The sequence below is a fragment of the Streptomyces sp. AgN23 genome (assembly GCF_001598115.1).
GTDB lineage: Bacteria > Actinomycetota > Actinomycetes > Streptomycetales > Streptomycetaceae > Streptomyces > Streptomyces antimycoticus.
Genome location: NZ_CP007153.1, coordinates 5,413,293 through 5,430,615 on the forward strand (window position 1 = coordinate 5,413,293; position 17,323 = coordinate 5,430,615).

Below are 17,323 nucleotides of genomic sequence, written 5' to 3' on the forward strand. Positions count from 1 at the left end.
GAGGCCCTGGCGCCCGTAACGCGTACCCGAACCCCCGGGCGCCGGGCGTCACCTCACGCGGATCGCGCGGGTCTCGCGGGTCACGCGGGTCACGCGGGCCACGCCGGTGGTCACTCCTCCCCCGCGAGGGTCAGCGTGCGCAGCTTGCGGCCCGCGAACCAGGTCGCGGCCACGGTCACGACCAGCAGCAGGATGACGCCGGTCGCCAGGCCGACGTCCGACGTGATGACATCGCCGTCCGCGACCTTCTGCCCGAGTGCCAGCGCCCACTGCTGAACGCTGAGCTTGCGGGCCCCGGCCACCAGGCTGCCGAAGAACGTCTCCCACACCAGGGCGTAGACAAGACCCGCGATCACCGCATGCCGGGTCACGGTGCCCAGCAGCAGGAAGACCGCGCTGTAGGCGACCGAGGCCACGGCGGCGGCGACGGCGTAGCCGACGGCCAGCTGATTGGCGTTGCCGTTCAGCAGGAAGCCCGCGAGCAGGGTGGGGATGGCGGAGAAGGCGACCGTGACGCCGATCGCCACGATCAGCTTGGTGAAGATGATCGTCGGCCGCTTCACCGGCTTGGCCAGCAGATAGATGACCGAGCCGTCGTCGATCTCCGGGCCGATCGCGCCCGTACCGGCGATCACGCCGATCAGCGGGACCATGGTGGCCATCGCGAAGCCGCCGAGGATCGCGTCGGCCGTCTCGTCGTCGGCTCCGGTGAGCAGCCGTACGGCGATCGAGATCAACAGCAGCAGACCCGGGAGCGAGAAGAGGATCAGCGCCCGGCGGCGGCCGAGCAGGGCCCGGTAGGTGAGCCGTGCGACGGTGGGGTGGTAGAGCGAGGACATCGCTATGGGCTCCTTTCAGGCCGCGACGAGGTAGGAGAAGACGCTTTCCAGGGACTCGTCGGAGGGCGAGACCGTGAGGAGCCGGATGTGCTGGTCACGGGCGACCCGGGGCAGCAGTTCGGTGAAGCGGGCGAAGTCGACCGCCTGGATGTGGAGTCCACCGTCGGCTCCGGTGCTCGCGTCGACCTGGATACCGGTGGTCGACGGGTCGGCGATCAGGGCGGCCGCGAGCGCGCGGTCGTCGCTGGACCGTACGAGATAGCGGTGCGGACGGTCCGTCATCAGCCGGCGGATCTTGCGGAAGTCGCCGGAGGCGGCGTGTCGGCCCGCGACGATCACCTCGATATGCGCCGCCAACTGCTCGACCTCCTCGAGGATGTGCGAGGAGAACAGCACCGTGCGGCCCTCCGCGCCCATCCGCCGCAGCAGATCCATGAGCTGCATCCGCTGCCGGGGGTCCATGCCGTTGAACGGCTCGTCCAGGAGGAGCACCGAGGGCTCGTGCACCAGCGCGGAGGCCATCTTCACGCGCTGGCGCATGCCCTTGCTGTACGTGGCGATCTTCCGGGAGCCGGCGTAGTCCATCTCGACGGTGTCGAGCGCCTTACGGGCGGCACCACGCGGATCGGGCAGCCCGTGCAGCTCGGCGTTGGCGATCACGAACTCGCGACCGGTGAGGAAGTCGTACATCGCCTCGCGCTCGGGGACGATGCCGATGTGGCGGTAGGCCTGCTCATTGCGCCAGATCTGGGCGCCGTCCAGGGTCACGGACCCGGTGGAGGGGGCCAGGAAGCCGCCCATCATGTTGATGAGGGTGGACTTGCCGGCGCCGTTGGGGCCGAGGAGTCCGGTGACACCGGGGCCGATGTTCATGGTCACGTCGTTGACGGCCACGACGTTCCCGAACCAGCGGGAGACGTTGTCGATGGCGATCGTGGTCACAGGCCGACCTTTCGGTAGCGGCGCATCAGCAGCCCGTACGAGCCGGCGATCAGGCCGAGGAGAACGAGGACGTAGACGAGCCCGGTTCCGGTGCCGGGGCCGACCCCGCCGGGGAAGGAGGAGGTGGCACCGAGGAAGGCCGTCTGCACCCCGTCGATGATGGTGATCGGCGAGAACAGCCCGATCCAGCTCACCGGGCCGGTGCTGCCCTGGTCCCACGCGATGGCCTGGACGGCGGACACCGCGCCGTAGGAGATGGTCAGCAGGGCGATGACGGCGGCGACGCCGAAGCCGCGGCGCGGGGTGAGCGCGGCGACGACCAGGCTGATGCCGGCGAAGAGAAGCGAGAGCAGAGCCACGGAGATCAGTCCTTGTGCGAAGCCCTTCGTCTGATCGGCGAAGTCCAGCTTGGCGAGCAGTGCCCCGACGTAGAGGATCAGCAGGGGCGCGCCGGTGAGGATGAACAGCGACGAGGCCATGGCGGCGAACTTGGCCACCACATAGTCCATCGATTCGATGGGACGCGAGAAGTAGAGCGGGATCGTCTTGAAGCGGAGGTCCCGGGAGACGGACTGCGGCGCCTGGGAGGCGGTGTACAGGCCGATCACGGCCTGCAGCATGATCGCGTAGCGGGTGTACTCGACGGGGAGCTCGTCCACCTTGGTAGCGATGGCCACCGCGACGATGATCGCGGCGGGCATGCACATCACGGCGAACAGCAGCATCGGCGCCACCTTGGACTTCGCCGAGCGGCCGAGGCCGTAGGCGCCACGCAGGCTCTGGGAGAAGAGCGAGCGGCGGGCGTAGGCGCGGCCGAGGCGCGGGCCGTCGTAGTGGCGATAGCCGATGTTGTGAATGACGTCGGCACGCTGCTGGGTCACGGTCTCAGGCGGCATCGACGGCACCTCCGTTCCCGTGTGCGCTTGCGCCGGCCGGTCCTGCGGGCTTCTTCGTGCCGTCCGGGGTGTCCTGGGCGTCCCGGGCGTCCGCATCGTCGTCGGACCGGAAGATCTCCGCGATGCGGTGGCGGCGCTGCTCCATGCGGACCAGGCCGAGGCCGAGGTCGGCGATGGTGTCGCGGACCGTGTCGTACGTCTCCTCGCTCGCGACGTCGACCAGCAGCACATGGTCGGAGCCGGGCGTCCCGTCGGCCTCGCGACCGACGGGCTGGACGGTGAGCCCGGCCCGGTCGAGGGCGGTGCGCAGCGCCTTGGTGCCGTCGGGGTGGTCGGTGGTGTCGGTCACCTCGACCGCGAGCGAGGCCGTCGCCTGGGTGAAGTCACTGGTGGAGCTGGAGCGGAGCAGCTTGCCGCCGTCGATGACCACGACGTGGTCGCAGGTGCGCTCCAGCTCGCCGAGCAGATGCGAGGTGACCAGGACCGAGATGCCGAAGTCGGTGTGGACGCGGCGGATCAGGCCGAGCATCTCATCGCGGCCGACCGGGTCCAGGCCGTTGGTCGGCTCGTCCAGCAGGACCAGGCGGGGGTCGTGCACCAGCGCCTGGGCCAGCTTGACCCGCTGCTTCATGCCCGTGGAGTAGCCGCCCATGGGACGATATCGCTCCTCGTACAGGCCGACATGGCGCAGCGTGTCGGCCGTGCGCTCACGGGCGGCGGAGGGCGGCAGCCCGGACATGCGCGCCATGTGGACGACGAACTCGGTCGCCGAGACATCGGGCGGCAGGCAGTCGTGCTCGGGCATATAGCCGACGCTTTCGCGGATGGCGCTGCCGTCCTTGGCCACATCGAGACCGAGCACGGAAGCGCGGCCCTCGCTGGCGGGGGACAACCCGAGCAGGATCTTGATCAGCGTGGACTTACCGGCGCCGTTCGCACCCACCAGGCCAGTTACTCCTGGTGCGATGTCGACGGAGAGCCGGTCGAGCGCGGTGACGCGGGGGAACCGCTTGCTCAGACTTTCGGTGGCGATCACAGTCACGTGTTCGACCGTAGTGGTGTGAGCCACAAGCGGCGTCACTCCTGACGGTGGGATTCCCCTCGTCCTCGGGTCTGACGCGCCCGTAGGGGAAGGACCCCGACGGGCGGGGGTTACCCCGGGTATCCACAGGTGTTCCGGGGACTTATGCCCGGTGTGCGGCCGGGGTGAGACGCGACCGTGCCCATCCTGGGTACCACGCGGTGAACAGGGCCGGAAGGACGAACCCAGCGAACTGGACCGCGAGCGCCGCCACCATGCCCAGACCGGCGGAGATCACCACGACCATCGCCGCGGCGGAGAGGGTGAAGGCGGTCGACCAGGCGCGGGTGATCACCACATTGATCCGCTTGAACACGTAGGTGTCCCACACCTCGGGCGGTGCCTGGCGGCGGGCGACACCGGTGGTGAAGGGCCGCCCCACCGCGAGCGTCGTCCAGGCGGTGACGGCCAGCCAGCTCAGCGCCAGCGCTCCGATGTAGTCCTTGAGTCCACTGTCCGGCCGGGCGAAGGCCCAGATCGTCAGCGCGGTGAAGAAGGCCACCGTGCTGCACTCCAGGATGAGGGCGTCAGCCGCCATGCCCGCCTTACGGGCCCGCACCAGCATCGCACCACCCAGCACCAGCCCGGCCAGGGCGCCCCACTGCCAGCCGAGCGTCGACACGACCGCGAGGGCGATCCATGGGATGAAGCCGCGCAAGTAGTTCATTCGGCCCTCCCCCGGGCGTCAGGTCACCTTCCGGCATGCGATGTCGAAGGTAGAAGGTGCCCCGCGAGCCCATTCCTATGCCTGAGGGCCTGTCCGGTCCGTGGATTCGCCTTCGCACTGGGAGGGGGGAGTTGGGCCGCTGCATCGGGGGCGAGTCGGGCCGGTTCACCCGGCGCGAGTGGGACCCGGCTCACCCGGAGCGAGTTGGGCCGCTTCGTCCGGAGCGAGTCGGGCCGCTTCATCCGGGCGGAGCCGGGCCGTCAGAGACCCGGTGCGCCCCAGACCGGGAACCAGCGGCTCAGGTCCTCCTCGATCCGCAGATCGTCCCCGAGCAACGCCCGCATCTGGAACTCCAGTGCGTTGTCCCGCTTCTCCGCGGCGCCCGGCAGCGGCGCGAAGGGGTAGAAGGTGCCGCGCTTGTAGAGATAGACCAGCGCGAGCGAACGCCCCGCCGGATCCTGGAAGCCGATCAGCGAGCACAGCAGCTGAGGGCCGAACCCGCCGTCCTGGAGCAGCGAATTCACCGCGTGCAGATCGTTCACCAGGGCGGGCACATCGTCCGGCGGCTGCCGGGCCAGCAGCCAGGTGTAGCCGTACGCGTCCTGGCTGAACTCCACGGGCACCCCGCCCCGGTCCGTGTCCGCGTCCAGCAGCTCCCGCACATCCCGCTGGAGCTGGGAGAAGGCGCCGCCCTCCACGCTCGCGAAGCAGACCGAGCCGCGCCCGGTCGGGGTGAACCCCGCCCCCGCCTCCAGGCTGACCGCGGCCCCCGGGAGCCCGAAGAGCCGGTCGAGGTCGGGGCGCACCGGCTTGCTGCGGCCCAGGATGGCGTCCAAGATCCTCACGCTCAGCCCCTTCCCGCCTGGCCGAGCTGGGTGGAGATGCGGGCGAGCTGATCGAGCCGCCGCTCCAGCGTCGGATGCGAGGAGAACAGCCGGCTGACGCTCTCCCCGGAGAGCGCGGGCGCGAAGAAGAAGGCGTTGAACGGCTCGACCTTGCGCAGATCCCGGGTCGGGATCCGGGCCATCTGCCCCGTCACCTTGGTCAGCGCGGCGGCGAGCGCCGAGGGCCGCCCGGTCAGCAGCGCGCCGGCGCGGTCGGCGGACAGCTCGCGATAGCGGGAGAGCAGCCGGGTCAGCAGAAAGCTGATCGCATAGACCACAGCGCTGATCAGGGGGATGAGCAGCACCGCGATGCCCACGTTGTTGTTGCGGCTGCTCCGGCTGAGCCCGCCCCACAGCGCCGCGCGGGTCATGATGCCCGCCAGCACGCCGAGGAAGGACGCGATGGTCATGACCACCACATCGCGGTGCGCCACATGCGACAGCTCATGGGCGAGGACGCCCTCCAGCTCCTCCGGCTCCAGCCGCCGCAGCAGCCCCGTGGTGGCGCACACCAGCGCGTTGCGCTGATTGCGGCCGGTGGCGAAGGCGTTCGGCACATCGGTGTCGGCGATGGCCACCCGGGGCTTGGGCATGTCCGCGAGCGCGCACAGCCGGTCCACCGCACCGTGCAGCTCGGGGGCCTGCTGCGGGGTGACCTCCCGGGCGCCCATGCTGAACGCCGCGATCCGGTCGCTGAACCAGAACTGCGCCACGAACAGCCCTCCCGCGATGATCACGATCAGCAGCCAGGCGCCCTTGAACAGGGCGAGCAGCACACCGATGAAGACCACATAGAGCAGCCCGATGAAGAACATTGTCGTGACCATGCGGGTGGTCAGACCCCGGTCCGGGGCATAGCGGGTATGCGGCATGGGATGCCTCCCCAGTGACGCGACGCCAAAGGCTCTATACCCGATTCTGCCGCTTATAGGGCGATCTGCGCCCGGCCTTTATCGGTTATCCGGTGGTCCGTGCCACGCCGGCTATCCGGCGACCGTGCCGCCCGTCATCCCGCGAGCTGTGCCGCCCGCTACCCGGCGAGCTGTGCCGCGCCCTCCGTGGCGATCTTCTCGAAGGTCGCGAGGTCGGCCGCGAAGATCGAATCGGGGATCGGCCAGTGCAGCACGATCTCGTCGATGCCCAGCTCGGCATGGCGTCCCGCGAAGTCCACGAAGGCGTCCACCGAGCTCAGCGGCTCTGTGGCCGCCGGGGTGAAACCGGTGAGCATGATCTTGCCGAGCTCGCCGGTGTCCCGTCCGGCCTCCGCGCACGCCTGGCCCAGCCGCTCGATCTGACCGGCGATGGCGGCCAGCGAATCGGCCGGGGTGCCGGTCTCGGAGATCTTCGGGTCGCCCGTGGTCACCCACGCCTGGCCGTATCGCGCCGCGAGCCGCAGCCCGCGCGGACCGGTGGCGGCCACCGCGAACGGCAGCCGCGGCCGCTGCACACAGCCGGGGATGTTGCGCACCTCGTGGGCGCTGTAGTGGGTGCCCTCGCGCGTCACCACATCGTGCGTCAGCAGCTGGTCGAGCAGCTCGACGAACTCACCGAAGCGGTCTGCCCGCTCGCGGGGCGACCACGGCTCCTCGGCGCCCCGCAGCAGCGCCGTCGCGTCGAAGCCGGAACCGCCCGCGCCGATGCCGAGGGTGATCCGCCCGCCGGACACGTCGTCCAGCGTGATCAGCTCCTTGGCCAGCGTCACCGGATGCCGGAAGTTCGGGGAGGTGACCAGGGTGCCCAGCCGCAGCCGGGAGGTCGCCGCCGCGGCCGCCGTCAGCGTGGGGACCGCCCCGAACCAGGGCCCGTCGCGAAAGCTGCGCCAGGACAGGTGGTCATAGGTGTACGCCGCGTGGAAACCCAGCTCCTCGGCGCGCTGCCATATCTCCCGGCCGCGCTCGGACCAGCGGTAGACGGGCAGGATCACGGTGCTCACTCGCATGGGGCGAGCCTAAGCGGTGGGTGTGACAACGCCACACCGAGATCAACGCCGTACCGGGATCAACGCCGTACCGAGATCAACGCCGTACGGGCGGGACACCTGGGACAGCGCCTCGGGACGTCCCGTGACGGCGCCCAAGGACCCACACGAGCACAGCCCCGGCACCAATGAGCGGCATATGCGGGAGGATGGTTGCCGTGACCCCTGCGACCGAGCGGCCGAACACCCCGGCCCCAGAGCCTTCCCACCCGGCCCCGGCCCGACCCCGGCTGATCGCCACCGACCTCGACGGCACCCTGCTGCAGAACGACAAGACGGTCTCCGACCGCACCGTGGCGGCGCTCGCGGCGGCCGAGCGGGCGGGCATCGAGGTGTTCTTCGTCACCGGCCGCCCCGCCCGTTGGATGGGCGTCGTCAGCGCCCATGTGCACGGCCACGGCCTGGCGATCTGCGCCAACGGCGCCGCCGTGGTCGATCTGCACCGAGGCGGGCTGCCGATCGAGGTCCGCCCGCTCGCCGCCGACCAGGCCCTCGCCGTCGTCGAGGCGCTGCGCGAGGCGGCCTCCGGCACGTCCTTCGCGGTCGAGCGCAGCGGCGGGATCTTCTACGAAGCGGAGTACCCGCCGTTCCACCTCGACCCGGGCGCGATCGTCGCCCCCGCCGAGAAGCTGCTGCACGACGGATTCGCGCACGCCGACATGCCGGTCCTCAAGCTGCTCGCCCACCACCCCGAGCTGGCGCCCGACGCCTTCCTGCGGCTGGCCCGCTCGGTGGCAGGAGACTACGGCGACTTCACCCGCTCCAGCCCGTCCGCCCTGCTGGAGGTCAGCGGGCTCGGGGTCAGCAAGGCCAGCACGCTGGCCCGGTGCTGTGCCGAGCGCGGGATCTCCGCCGCGGAGGTCGTTGCGTTCGGCGACATGCCCAATGACCTGGAGATGCTGATGTGGGCGGGCACCTCCTACGCGATGGCCAACGCCCATCCGGAGGTGCTCGCCGCGACCACCCACCGCACGGGCGCCAACACCGAGGACGGCGTCGCCGCCGTCATCGAGCGGATCCTGGCGGGCTGAAGCGCACGTGACCGCCCCCCGGCCGTGGGGCCGGGGGGCGGCGGTTCGCACGACCGCGTTTACCGACCGCGTTTACCAGAAGAAGACCAGGTAGCCGTTGCCGCCGGGGGTACCGGGGGAGCCCGCGCTGCCCGGGGTGTTGCCACCGGGGCCGCCGACGCCGCCGCCGCCGCCCGCGCTGGTGTTCGTCGGGGGCAGCTCGACGATGCCGTCGACCGCGTCGCCGCCCTCGCCGCCGTCGGCACCGGACGCCCCGTTCTCACCGGTGCGGTTCACCACGGAAAGGCTGTTGCAGGCGCCGGTGCCGCCAGTACCGCCGGTGCCCGGAGTGCCCGGAGCGGCCGTACCACCGCCACCGCCCGTGCCGCCCGTGCCGCCACCGGCGATGAGCTGGACGCCGCTGCTGGAGGTCAGCGTCGTCGCAGTGCCCGGCCCGCCGGCGCCGCCGTTCCCACCCGGGTTGCCGCCCACGGGGCCACCGCCACCGGCACCACCGGCGCCGCCGGCGGTACCCAGGTCCACCGAGTAGGTGGCGAACGGCGTGACCGGGATGACACACCACGTGAAGCCGCCGGATCCGCCGCCTCCGCCGGTGCCGCCGAGGCCGGTCAGCGTGGCGCTGGCGCCGCCACCACCGCCGCCGCCACCGCCGCCCGCTCCCCACGCCTGGATGTGCACCGAGGTGACGCCCGCGGGAGGCGTGAAGGTGCCGTCCGCGGTGAACTCCTGGACCCCGTGGATGATGGACGGCGGCCGGGGCGGCTTGGGACGGCCGCCGCCCAGGGTGTCGTCCGCCTGAGCGGCGGGGGACATGGTCAACACCTGGCCGGTGAGGCTCGCCGCAGCAAGGGTGGCGAAGAGGACCCGGCGGCGCGCCCGGGATCGCTTGGGAGTGGGACTCTGGCTGTTCACGTCATGACTTCCTTCCCCGCGGTCGGGCCACATCTGTCGCGGAGGGCGATGGGATACGAAGGTCCGAACGGCCCGCGAGCCTCATCCCACCGTCGGCCACCACGCACCGCACTCCGACGGCGCGCTAGTTGGCCCGCGTAGGTGAGGCGTTGGGCCGGGCGGGCGACAACCAGCGCCCCACAGCGGCGTGTCGGGCACACAGTGGCCCGCCGGGCATCACCCTCGCCCTGCGGCGACGCGCCACGCGTGCGGCAGCCGCAGGCACACGACGGCGCCAGGCGCTCGACGGCATACGCAGGCACGCAGCCCGCCGTCAGGCGCTGGGCGGCGTCACGCGCACGGCAGCCGCAGGCATACCGCGCAGCCACGCGCACGGCAGCCGCAGGCGCACGGCGGCGTCACGCGCATGGCAGTGGCAGACGTACCGAGGCGTCAGACGCACGGCAGACGCAGGCGTACCGCGGCGCCAGACGCAGGCACGCAGCCCGCCGTCAGGCACATAGCGACATCGGGCTGCGGCGACGCCAGACGCACGGCGGCGTCAGGCGCCCTCGCTCGGCAATGGCGCCTCCCACACCACCGCCGTACCGCGCCCGCCCTCCCCGAGCCCGGGCCCGACGCCGCTCGAGCCGCCCAGCGCCTCGGCCCGCCGCACCAGGTTCGTCAGACCGCTGCGCCGCCCGCCCGCGGGCACGCCCACCCCGTCGTCCGCGACGGTCAGCCGCACCGACGGTCGCCCGTCCGCAAGCCGCCCGGTGGCGTCCACGACCACCTCGATCCGCTCCGCCCGCGCGTGCCGGAAGGCGTTGGACAGCGCCTCGCGCAGCGCCGCGACGAGATGGGCGCCGGTCGCCGTGCCGACCCGGGAGTCCACCGGTCCCACCAAGGTCAGGGACGGCTGGAAGCCCAACGGCACGGCGGCCGCCCTGACCTCCCGCAGCACCCGGCCGCGCAGCCCGGGCGGCGTCTCCGGCGGGGTCTGCTGCAGCGCGTAGATCGCCGTCCGCACCTCCTGGATGGTGGCGCCCAGTTCTTCGACGGCCCGCTCGATCCGCTCCCGCACCTCCGGCGCGTCCAACTGGCGCTCCGCGCTCTCCAGCAGCATCCCGGTCGCGAAGAGCCGCTGGACGACAAGGTCGTGGAGATCGCGGGCGATCCGGTCGCGCTCCTCGAGGACCGCGAGCCGCTCCCGGTCGCGCTGCGCCTCGGCGAGCACCAGCGCGACCGCCGCCTGCGCCGCGAACTGGGCGGCCAGCGTGCGCTCGGTGACGGTGAACGGGCGGGCGCCGCGCTCGCGCGCGGTGGCCAGCACGCCGACCACCCGGTCCCCACTGCTCAGCGGGACCATCAGGCTCGGCCCGTAACGCCCGGGGACGCCGGTGCCGAGCAGCGGGTCGGCGGCCGGGTCCTCGATGACGACCGGCTGTCCGGCCAGCAGCCTCGGCACGGCCGGGGAGCGAGCCGGAAGTACGGCGCCGAGCAGCCCCGACCGCTCATCGGCGGCCACCGCCGCGACCTTCAGTCCGCCCTCGCCCTCCTCCGGCAGCAGCACGATCCCCACCACCGCGTCCGCGAGTTCCCGGATCTTCTCGGCGACCACGGCGGGCCCTTCCCCGGCGTCGCCGGACAGCAGCGCCTGGGTGACGGCCACCGACCCCTCGATCCAGCGCTCGCGCTGCCGGGTTGCCCCCTGGACGCGGGTGTGGCCGATGGCGATCCCCGCCTCGGTCGCCAGCACCTCGACCAGCTGCCGGTCGGACTCGGTGAACGGACCGCCGTCCCGCTTCCCCGCGAGGCAGAGGGTGCCGAAGACCTCCTCCCCGACCCGCAGTGGAACGCTGAGATACGAGCCCTGCGGCCGGGTGGCCGACGGCGTTCCGGTGCGCTGTGCGTCGGCCAGCAGCTCCGCGCACCGCTCCCGGTCGGTCTCAGTGCCGGTGCCGGTCTCGGTCTCGGTCTCGGTCTCGGTCTCGCCGTAGGTGACCACATCGGCCAGGCCCTGCCCCCCGGCGGCATCGCCGTCGGCGTGGTGCACCCCGATCGCGGCGCGGCGGGCACCCACCAGCTCGGCCGCGGTGCGCACGATCCGGTCGAGGACGGTATGCGCGTCCGGCCCGTCGCCGAGCGAACGCATCGCCTCCAGCAGCCGCGGCAGCCTCGCCGTGAGCTCGGTGGACAGCCCACGCAGACCCCGGGTCGCCTCCGCGGCCACGTCCAGGGGGTCGGGGGAGGGCGCAGCGGCCGCCATGCCGTCGAGCCTAACGACTGGCGCAGATGAACGCCGCTCTGTTCGCGCTGAGCCCGGTCCGGTGGATCTTCGTCGCCTGCGCAACGGTCGACTGGCCCCTGCGGCATCGGTCGGCAGGCACCGCTAGGCCCAAGGCCCGCTGCGGGCTGGCACCGAGGCCCGCGGCGTCCGGTGCCTGGCCCCGGGCCCGTCCGACGCCGTGGCCCGCGGCATCTGATGCCGTGGCCCGCTCCGGCCATTGCCGTGGCCCGTGCCGTCTGGTGTCGACCCCGCGACAGCTGGCGCCGTGGCTGCTGCGAACTGGCGCCGTGGCCCGCTGCGACCGTTGCCGAGGCTCCCGCCGTCTCCTAACGGACCCGAGCCGGTCTGGCACCGTACCCCCGCGACAGCAGGCGCCGTAGCCCACGACAGCTCGTGCCTGCCCCGCTGCAGGCTGGCACCGAGGCCCCGCGGCGGCTCGTGCCGTGGTCCGCGCCCGTCTGGCACCGTACCCCCGCGGCAGCAGGGCCGTAGCCCGCACCGCCTGCTGCCGAACCCCGAGCCCGTCTGGCGCCGTAGCCCGCGGCGGCTCGTGCCGTGGTCCGCGCCGTCTGCTGCCGTGGCCTGCGGCATCTGCTGCCGTGCCCCGCTGCGACCGTTACCGGGGCCCGCGCCGCCTGGCACCAGACCCCATGCCCCCATCTGATGCCGTAACCCACGGCAGCAGGCACCGTAGCCCGCGGCGGCTCGTGCCGTGGTCCGCGCCGTCTGCTGCCGTGGCCTGCGGCATCTGCTGCCGTGCCCCGCTGCGACCGTTACCGGGGCCCGCGCCGCCTGGCACCAGACCCCATGCCCCCACCTGGTGCCGTAACCCACGGCAGCAGGCGCCGTGGCCTGCTGCGGCCGTTGCCGAGACCCGCTCCATCTGCTGCCGTACCCCCCGCGACAGCAGGCGCCGTAGCCCACGACAGCTCGTGCCGTGCCCCACTGCAGGCTGGCACCGAGGCCCGCGCCACCTGCTGCCAGGGCGCCTCGCAGCGGTGCCGGGGAGGCGACTCCCGGCCCTAGCCGGGGCCGCCGGGCAGGCGTCGCGGGTCCGCGACGATCCGCCGGACAGGGGCGCCTAGCCAGCGCCCAAGTGCCCGGCGCCCTGGTGCCCGGCGGCCACCAGGACTCCGCTTTCCAGGGCTCCGTCCTCCGCGGTCTCGCGCTCCAGCATCCGGCGGAACGGCCCGTCGGCCGAGGCCAGTTCCTCGTACGTCCCGCGCTGGACGGCCCGGCCCCCGTCGAGCACGATCACCTCGTCCACCGCGTCCAGGCCCGCCAGCCGGTGCGTGATCAGGACGGTGGTGCGCCCCTGGGTCGCCGACAGCAGGTCGGCCGTCAGCGCGTCGGCCGTGGGCAGGTCCAGGTGCTCGGCCGGTTCGTCCAGCACCAGCACCGGGAAGTCCGCCAGCAGCGCGCGGGCCAGCGCCAGCCGCTGCCGCTGGCCGCCGGAGAGGCGTGCGCCCTGCTCGCCGACGAGCGTGTCCAGGCCGTCCGGCAGCCCGTCCACCCAGTCCAGCAGCCGGGCCCCGGCCAGCGCCGCGCGAAGCTCGTCATCGCTCGCGTCGGGGCGCGCCAGCCGCAGGTTCTCGCGCAGCGAGCTGTCGAAGACATGGGCGTCCTGGGCGCAGAGACCGACGAGTCGCCGCACCGCGTCCCCGTCCAGACCGGCGGCGTCCCGGCCCGCCAGGCTGTAGGTGCCGCCCTCGATGTCCAGGAAGCGGAGCAGCACCTGGGCGAGCGTGCTCTTGCCCGCCCCCGACGGGCCGACGACCGCGACCCGGCGGCCCGGCCGCAACTCCAGGCCGAACCCGTCCAGCGCGGGGGCACACTGCCCGGGGTGACGGGCGGTGATCCCGCGCAGCACCAGCGGATACGGCGCACCGGGCGCCTCCTCGCGCCGCGCCTCGTCGGGCTCGCGCACCGGAAGCGGCTCGTCCAGCACCTCGTACACCCGCTCCGCGGCCCGCCGCACCCGCTGCCGGTGCTGCACCGCGAGCGGCAGCCCCGCGACGGCCTCGAAGGCGGCGAGCGGGGTCAGCATCACGACCGCCAGCCACACTCCGTGGATCCGGCCGTCCGCCACGGCCGGCACCCCCACCCATGCCGCCGCCGTCACGGTCAGTCCGCAGACCAGTGCGGACAGCCCGGCGCCGGTACCGGCGGCGGCCGCGGCCCGCCGGGCGATCCGGGTGAGCACCCCATCGGCCCGGCGCACCGCGTCCAGCCGACGCGGCAGCGCGCCCGCGACGGTCAACTCGGCGGCCCCCGCGAGCAGATCGACGACCTGCGCCGACAGGGCACCGCGCGCCGGTGCCAGTCGGCGCTCCGCCCGCCGTGCGAGCGCCCCGGACACGAGGGGCACCGCGACCCCCGCCACCAGCAGCCCCGCCGCCAGCACGGCCCCCGCCTCGGGCAGCACCCAGGTGAGGAAGCCCACCGAGGCCACACCGACGGTCAGCGCGGTGCCGACGGGCAGCAGCCAGCGCAGGAAGTAGTCCTGGACTGCGTCCACATCGGCCACCAGCCGGGAGAGCAGATCGCCGCGGCGCGTCCGGCCGAGCCCCGCGGGCGCCAGCCGTTCGAGCCGCCGGTAGACGGCGACCCTCAGCTCGGCCAGCACCAGCAGCACGGCGTCATGCGAGACCAGGCGCTCGGCGTAGCGGAAGACGGCCCGGCCGATCCCGAACGCCCGGGTCGCGGTGACCGCCACCATCAGATAGAGGACGGGCGGCTGCTGCGCCGCGCGGGAGATCAGCCAACCGGAGACGGCCATCAGCCCGACCGCACTCAGCAGGGCCAGACTCCCGAGCAGCAGCGCCAGCCCGAACCGGCCCCGCCCGCCACGTGCGGCGCCCCGCACCCGAGCCAGCGCGCCCCGGCGCGGACGTGCGGCCGAGCGATGCGACGGGACCGGTCCGCCCGGCGCGGTCACGGGCCGGAGAGAGACGGTCGGCCCCGGGCGCACGCCGCCCACCGCCAACTCGCGCCCAGCGGCGGGCAGGAGGACCGGTCCACCGGAAACGTCGGGCAGCAGTCCCGGACCACCAGAAGCGGCCGGCAAGAGGACCGGTCCACCAGAAGCATCGGACAGGTGGCCCAGCCCACCAGAAGCGGCCGGCCCCGGCAGCCGCAGCACGCGGTCAGCCAGTGGAAGCAGCGCCGGGCGGTGGACCACCAGCAGCACCGTGCGGCCCTCGGCCAGCCGCCGCACCGCCTCCACTACCGACGCCTCCGTCTCACCGTCCAGATTCGCCGTCGGCTCGTCCAGAAGCAGCACCGGCCGGTCGGCCAGGAAGGCGCGCGCCAGGGCGATCCGTTGCCGCTGGCCCGCGGAGAGCCCCGCGCCCATCTCGCCGAGCCGGGCTTCGATCCCGTCCGGCAGCGCGGAGACGAAGCGCAGCGCGTCCGCGTCCCGCAGGGCGGCCCGTACCGCCGCGTCATCGGCGTCCGGCCGGGCCAGCCGGACGTTCTCCGCGATCGTCCCGGCGAAGAGATACGGGCGCTGGGGCACCCAGGCGATCTGGCGCCGCCAGCTCTCCGGGTCCAGCACGGCCAGGTCGCGGCCTCCGATCAGCACCCGGCCCTCGTCCGGTGTCGCGAAGCCCAGCACGGCGTTCAGCAGCGTCGACTTCCCGGCACCGCTGGGACCCACGACGGCGACCGTCTCCCCCGGGCGAATCTCGAGCGAGGTCCGGGCGAGGGATGGTTCACTGCGCCCGGGGTGGCGGACCACCAGCCCGTCCAGCGTGAGCGCGGCGCTCCGGGGATCGAGGGCCGCCCGGGCATCGGGGACCGCCCGGGCATCGGGGGCCGGCGAACCGCCCGTGTTCGAGGGCTCGCGCTCCAGCACCGCGAACACCTCGTCCGCCGCCGCCAGCCCCTCCGCCGCCGCGTGGTACTGCGCGCCCACCTGCCGCAGTGGCAGATACGCCTCGGGGGCGAGCACCAGCACCACCAGCCCGGTGTAGAGGTCCATCTCGCCGTGCACCAGCCGCATGCCGATGTCGACCGCGACCAGGGCGACGGACACGGTGGAGAGCAGTTCCAGGGCCAGGGAGGACAGAAAGGCCAGCCGCAGCGTCTTGAGCGTGGCTCGCCGGTAGTCGGCCGTGATCGCGCGGATCGAGGCGGCCTGGGCCTTCGCCCGGCCGAAGACCTTGAGGGTCGGCAGTCCGGCGACGACATCGAGGAAGTGCCCGGACAGCCGGGACAGCAACCGCCACTGGCGGTTCATCCGGGACTGGGTGGCCCAGCCGATGAGCATCATGAACAGCGGGATCAGCGGCAGGGTGGCGACGATGATCAGCGCGGAGATCCAGTCCGCGGTGACGATCCGGGCGAGCACCGCCACCGGCACCACCACGGCCAGCCCCAACTGGGGCAGATAGCGCGCGAAGTAGTCGTCCAGCGCGTCGATGCCCCGGGTGGCGAGGGTGGTCAGTTCACCGGTCCGCTGGGAGTCCAGCCAGCTCGGCCCGAGCCGCACGGCCCGTTCCACCAGCCGCAGCCGCAGCTCCGACTTGACCGCCGCACCGGCCCGATGGGCGGCCAGCTCGGTCAGCCAGGAGACGGCCGCCCGGCCGACGGCGACCAGCGCCAGCAGCCCCAGCGGGAGCGTCAGCGCCTCCAGGTCCTCGCCCCGCTGGAAGGCACCCACCACGATTTCGGCGATCAGCATCGCCTGTGCGATGACCAGACCCGCTCCGGCCAGGCCCAGCGCCACGGAGGCGACGAGGAAGAACCGGGTGGCCCGTGCGTACCGCAGCAGCCGGGGGTCGATTGGTTTCACGTGAAACACACCACCCGAAGCATCAGTGGGCGGCGGGGATGTGCCGGGTACCGATGCGCTTACGGAAGACCCAGTACGTCCACGCCTGGTAGGCCATGATCAGCGGCATCATGATCACCCCGACCCACGTCATGATCTTGAGCGTATAGGGGCTGGAGGCCGCGTTCGCCGCCGTCAGGCTCCACTTCGGGTCCAGCGAGGAGGGCATGACGTCGGGGAAGAGGGCCAGGAAGAGCATCGCGACAGCCGCCGCGATGGCCACCCCGGACAGCCCGAACGCCCAGCCCTCACGCCCCCGCCGGTTCATGACCAGCGCCACTGCGAGCGCCAGGACGGCGATCACGACCGCCACCAGACTGCGGGCGTTCCCGCTGTCGCTCTGCGTCCAGACCAGGAACGGCACCGCGACCACGACGGTGGCCAGTCCCAGCCCGGTCGCCTGCCGCCGTGCCCTCGTCCGGATGTCCCCGGACGTCTTGAGCGCGGCGAAGACGGCGCCGTGGAAGGTGAACAGCACCAGCGTGACCGCCCCGCCCAGCAGGGCGTACGGCGTGATCAGGTCCGCCAGACCGCCCGCATAGTTCCCGTCCCGGCCGATCGGCACCCCGTGCACCAGATTGGCGAAGATCGCGCCCCAGAGGAACGCGGGCAGCAGCGAGCACCAGAAGATCGCATGCTCCCAGTTGCGCTGCCAACGGTCCTCGGGGCGCTTGTGCCGGTACTCGAAGGCGACACCGCGCACGATCAGGCAGACCAGGATGGCCAGCAGCGGCAGATAGAAGCCGCTGAAGAGCGTCGCGTACCAGTCGGGGAAGGCGGCGAAGGTCGCCCCGGCCGCCGTGATCAGCCAGACCTCATTGCCGTCCCACACCGGCCCGATCGTGTTGATCAGGACCCGGCGCTCGGTGCGGTCGCGGGCGAGCAGCTTGGTCAGCACGCCGATGCCGAAGTCGAAGCCCTCCAGGAAGAAGTAGCCCGTCCACAGGAAGGCGATCAGCAGAAACCAGAAGTCGTGAAGGTTCATGATTC

Annotated in this window: 13 protein-coding genes; 1 reads left to right on the forward strand and 12 read right to left on the reverse strand. The window is 72.8% G+C overall.

Annotated features, from left to right (window positions below):
- Window positions 1–110: 110 nt before the first annotated feature.
- The 8 genes from AS97_RS23265 to AS97_RS23300 form a co-directional block, all read right to left on the reverse strand.
- Complete coding sequence (locus AS97_RS23265; protein WP_059143684.1) at window positions 111–839, reverse strand: ABC transporter permease subunit; 729 nt, start codon at window positions 837–839, stop codon at window positions 111–113.
- A gap of 15 nt (window positions 840–854) precedes the next feature.
- Window positions 855–1,781 (reverse strand): ABC transporter ATP-binding protein, encoded by a 927-nt coding sequence (locus AS97_RS23270; protein ID WP_059143685.1) that lies wholly within the window; start codon window positions 1,779–1,781, stop codon window positions 855–857.
- Window positions 1,778–2,677 carry an ABC transporter permease gene (locus tag AS97_RS23275; protein WP_059143686.1) on the reverse strand — a complete coding sequence of 300 codons (900 nt, stop codon included), beginning with the start codon at window positions 2,675–2,677 and terminating at the stop codon, window positions 1,778–1,780. The genes AS97_RS23270 and AS97_RS23275 overlap by 4 nt, the downstream gene beginning before the upstream one ends.
- Entirely contained in the window at window positions 2,667–3,746 is a 1,080-nt protein-coding gene (locus AS97_RS23280) for an ABC transporter ATP-binding protein (protein ID WP_059143687.1), read from the reverse strand. The genes AS97_RS23275 and AS97_RS23280 overlap by 11 nt, the downstream gene beginning before the upstream one ends.
- 115 nt (window positions 3,747–3,861) lie before the next feature.
- Complete coding sequence (locus tag AS97_RS23285) at window positions 3,862–4,425, reverse strand: hypothetical protein (RefSeq protein ID WP_059143688.1); 564 nt, start codon at window positions 4,423–4,425, stop codon at window positions 3,862–3,864.
- A gap of 260 nt (window positions 4,426–4,685) precedes the next feature.
- Complete coding sequence (locus tag AS97_RS23290; RefSeq protein ID WP_210565589.1) at window positions 4,686–5,270, reverse strand: hypothetical protein; 585 nt, start codon at window positions 5,268–5,270, stop codon at window positions 4,686–4,688.
- Window positions 5,271–5,272: 2 nt separating this feature from the next.
- Window positions 5,273–6,181, reverse strand: coding sequence for a zinc metalloprotease HtpX (gene htpX / locus AS97_RS23295; RefSeq protein ID WP_059143690.1), 909 nt, complete (start codon window positions 6,179–6,181; stop codon window positions 5,273–5,275).
- A gap of 158 nt (window positions 6,182–6,339) precedes the next feature.
- Entirely contained in the window at window positions 6,340–7,248 is a 909-nt protein-coding gene (locus AS97_RS23300; protein ID WP_059143691.1) for an LLM class flavin-dependent oxidoreductase, read from the reverse strand.
- Between the two features lie 197 nt (window positions 7,249–7,445).
- Here AS97_RS23300 and AS97_RS23305 point away from each other — a divergent pair, with 197 nt between their 5' ends.
- The gene (locus AS97_RS23305) at window positions 7,446–8,318 is read left to right on the forward strand and encodes a Cof-type HAD-IIB family hydrolase (protein WP_210565590.1); all 873 of its coding nucleotides are present in this window, start codon (window positions 7,446–7,448) and stop codon (window positions 8,316–8,318) included.
- 72 nt (window positions 8,319–8,390) lie between these two features.
- On the opposite strand, the gene AS97_RS48635 is transcribed toward AS97_RS23305, so the two are convergent.
- From AS97_RS48635 to cydB, 4 genes are all read right to left on the reverse strand, one after another.
- Window positions 8,391–9,230, reverse strand: a complete 840-nt coding sequence (locus tag AS97_RS48635) for a hypothetical protein (RefSeq protein WP_210565591.1) — start codon at window positions 9,228–9,230, stop codon at window positions 8,391–8,393.
- 541 nt (window positions 9,231–9,771) lie between these two features.
- Window positions 9,772–11,478, reverse strand: a complete 1,707-nt coding sequence (locus AS97_RS23315) for a GAF domain-containing protein (protein ID WP_210565592.1) — start codon at window positions 11,476–11,478, stop codon at window positions 9,772–9,774.
- Window positions 11,479–12,580: 1,102 nt separating this feature from the next.
- On the reverse strand, window positions 12,581–16,294 hold the full coding sequence (gene cydD / locus AS97_RS23320) for a thiol reductant ABC exporter subunit CydD (RefSeq protein ID WP_210565593.1): 3,714 nt from the start codon (window positions 16,292–16,294) through the stop codon (window positions 12,581–12,583).
- Between the two features lie 22 nt (window positions 16,295–16,316).
- Window positions 16,317–17,318 carry a cytochrome d ubiquinol oxidase subunit II gene (cydB, locus tag AS97_RS23325; RefSeq protein ID WP_059143696.1) on the reverse strand — a complete coding sequence of 334 codons (1,002 nt, stop codon included), beginning with the start codon at window positions 17,316–17,318 and terminating at the stop codon, window positions 16,317–16,319.
- Window positions 17,319–17,323: the final 5 nt, after the last annotated feature.

Coding starts and splice junctions, on each gene's coding strand:
- AS97_RS23265 (WP_059143684.1), bottom strand. CDS start 839: ATGTCCTCGCTCTACCACCCCACCGTCGCACGGCTCACCTACCGGGCC.
- AS97_RS23275 (WP_059143686.1), bottom strand. CDS start 2,677: ATGCCGCCTGAGACCGTGACCCAGCAGCGTGCCGACGTCATTCACAAC.
- AS97_RS23285 (WP_059143688.1), bottom strand. CDS start 4,425: ATGAACTACTTGCGCGGCTTCATCCCATGGATCGCCCTCGCGGTCGTG.
- htpX (WP_059143690.1), bottom strand. CDS start 6,181: ATGCCGCATACCCGCTATGCCCCGGACCGGGGTCTGACCACCCGCATG.
- AS97_RS23300 (WP_059143691.1), bottom strand. CDS start 7,248: ATGCGAGTGAGCACCGTGATCCTGCCCGTCTACCGCTGGTCCGAGCGC.
- AS97_RS23315 (WP_210565592.1), bottom strand. CDS start 11,478: ATGGCGGCCGCTGCGCCCTCCCCCGACCCCCTGGACGTGGCCGCGGAG.
- cydB (WP_059143696.1), bottom strand. CDS start 17,318: ATGAACCTTCACGACTTCTGGTTTCTGCTGATCGCCTTCCTGTGGACG.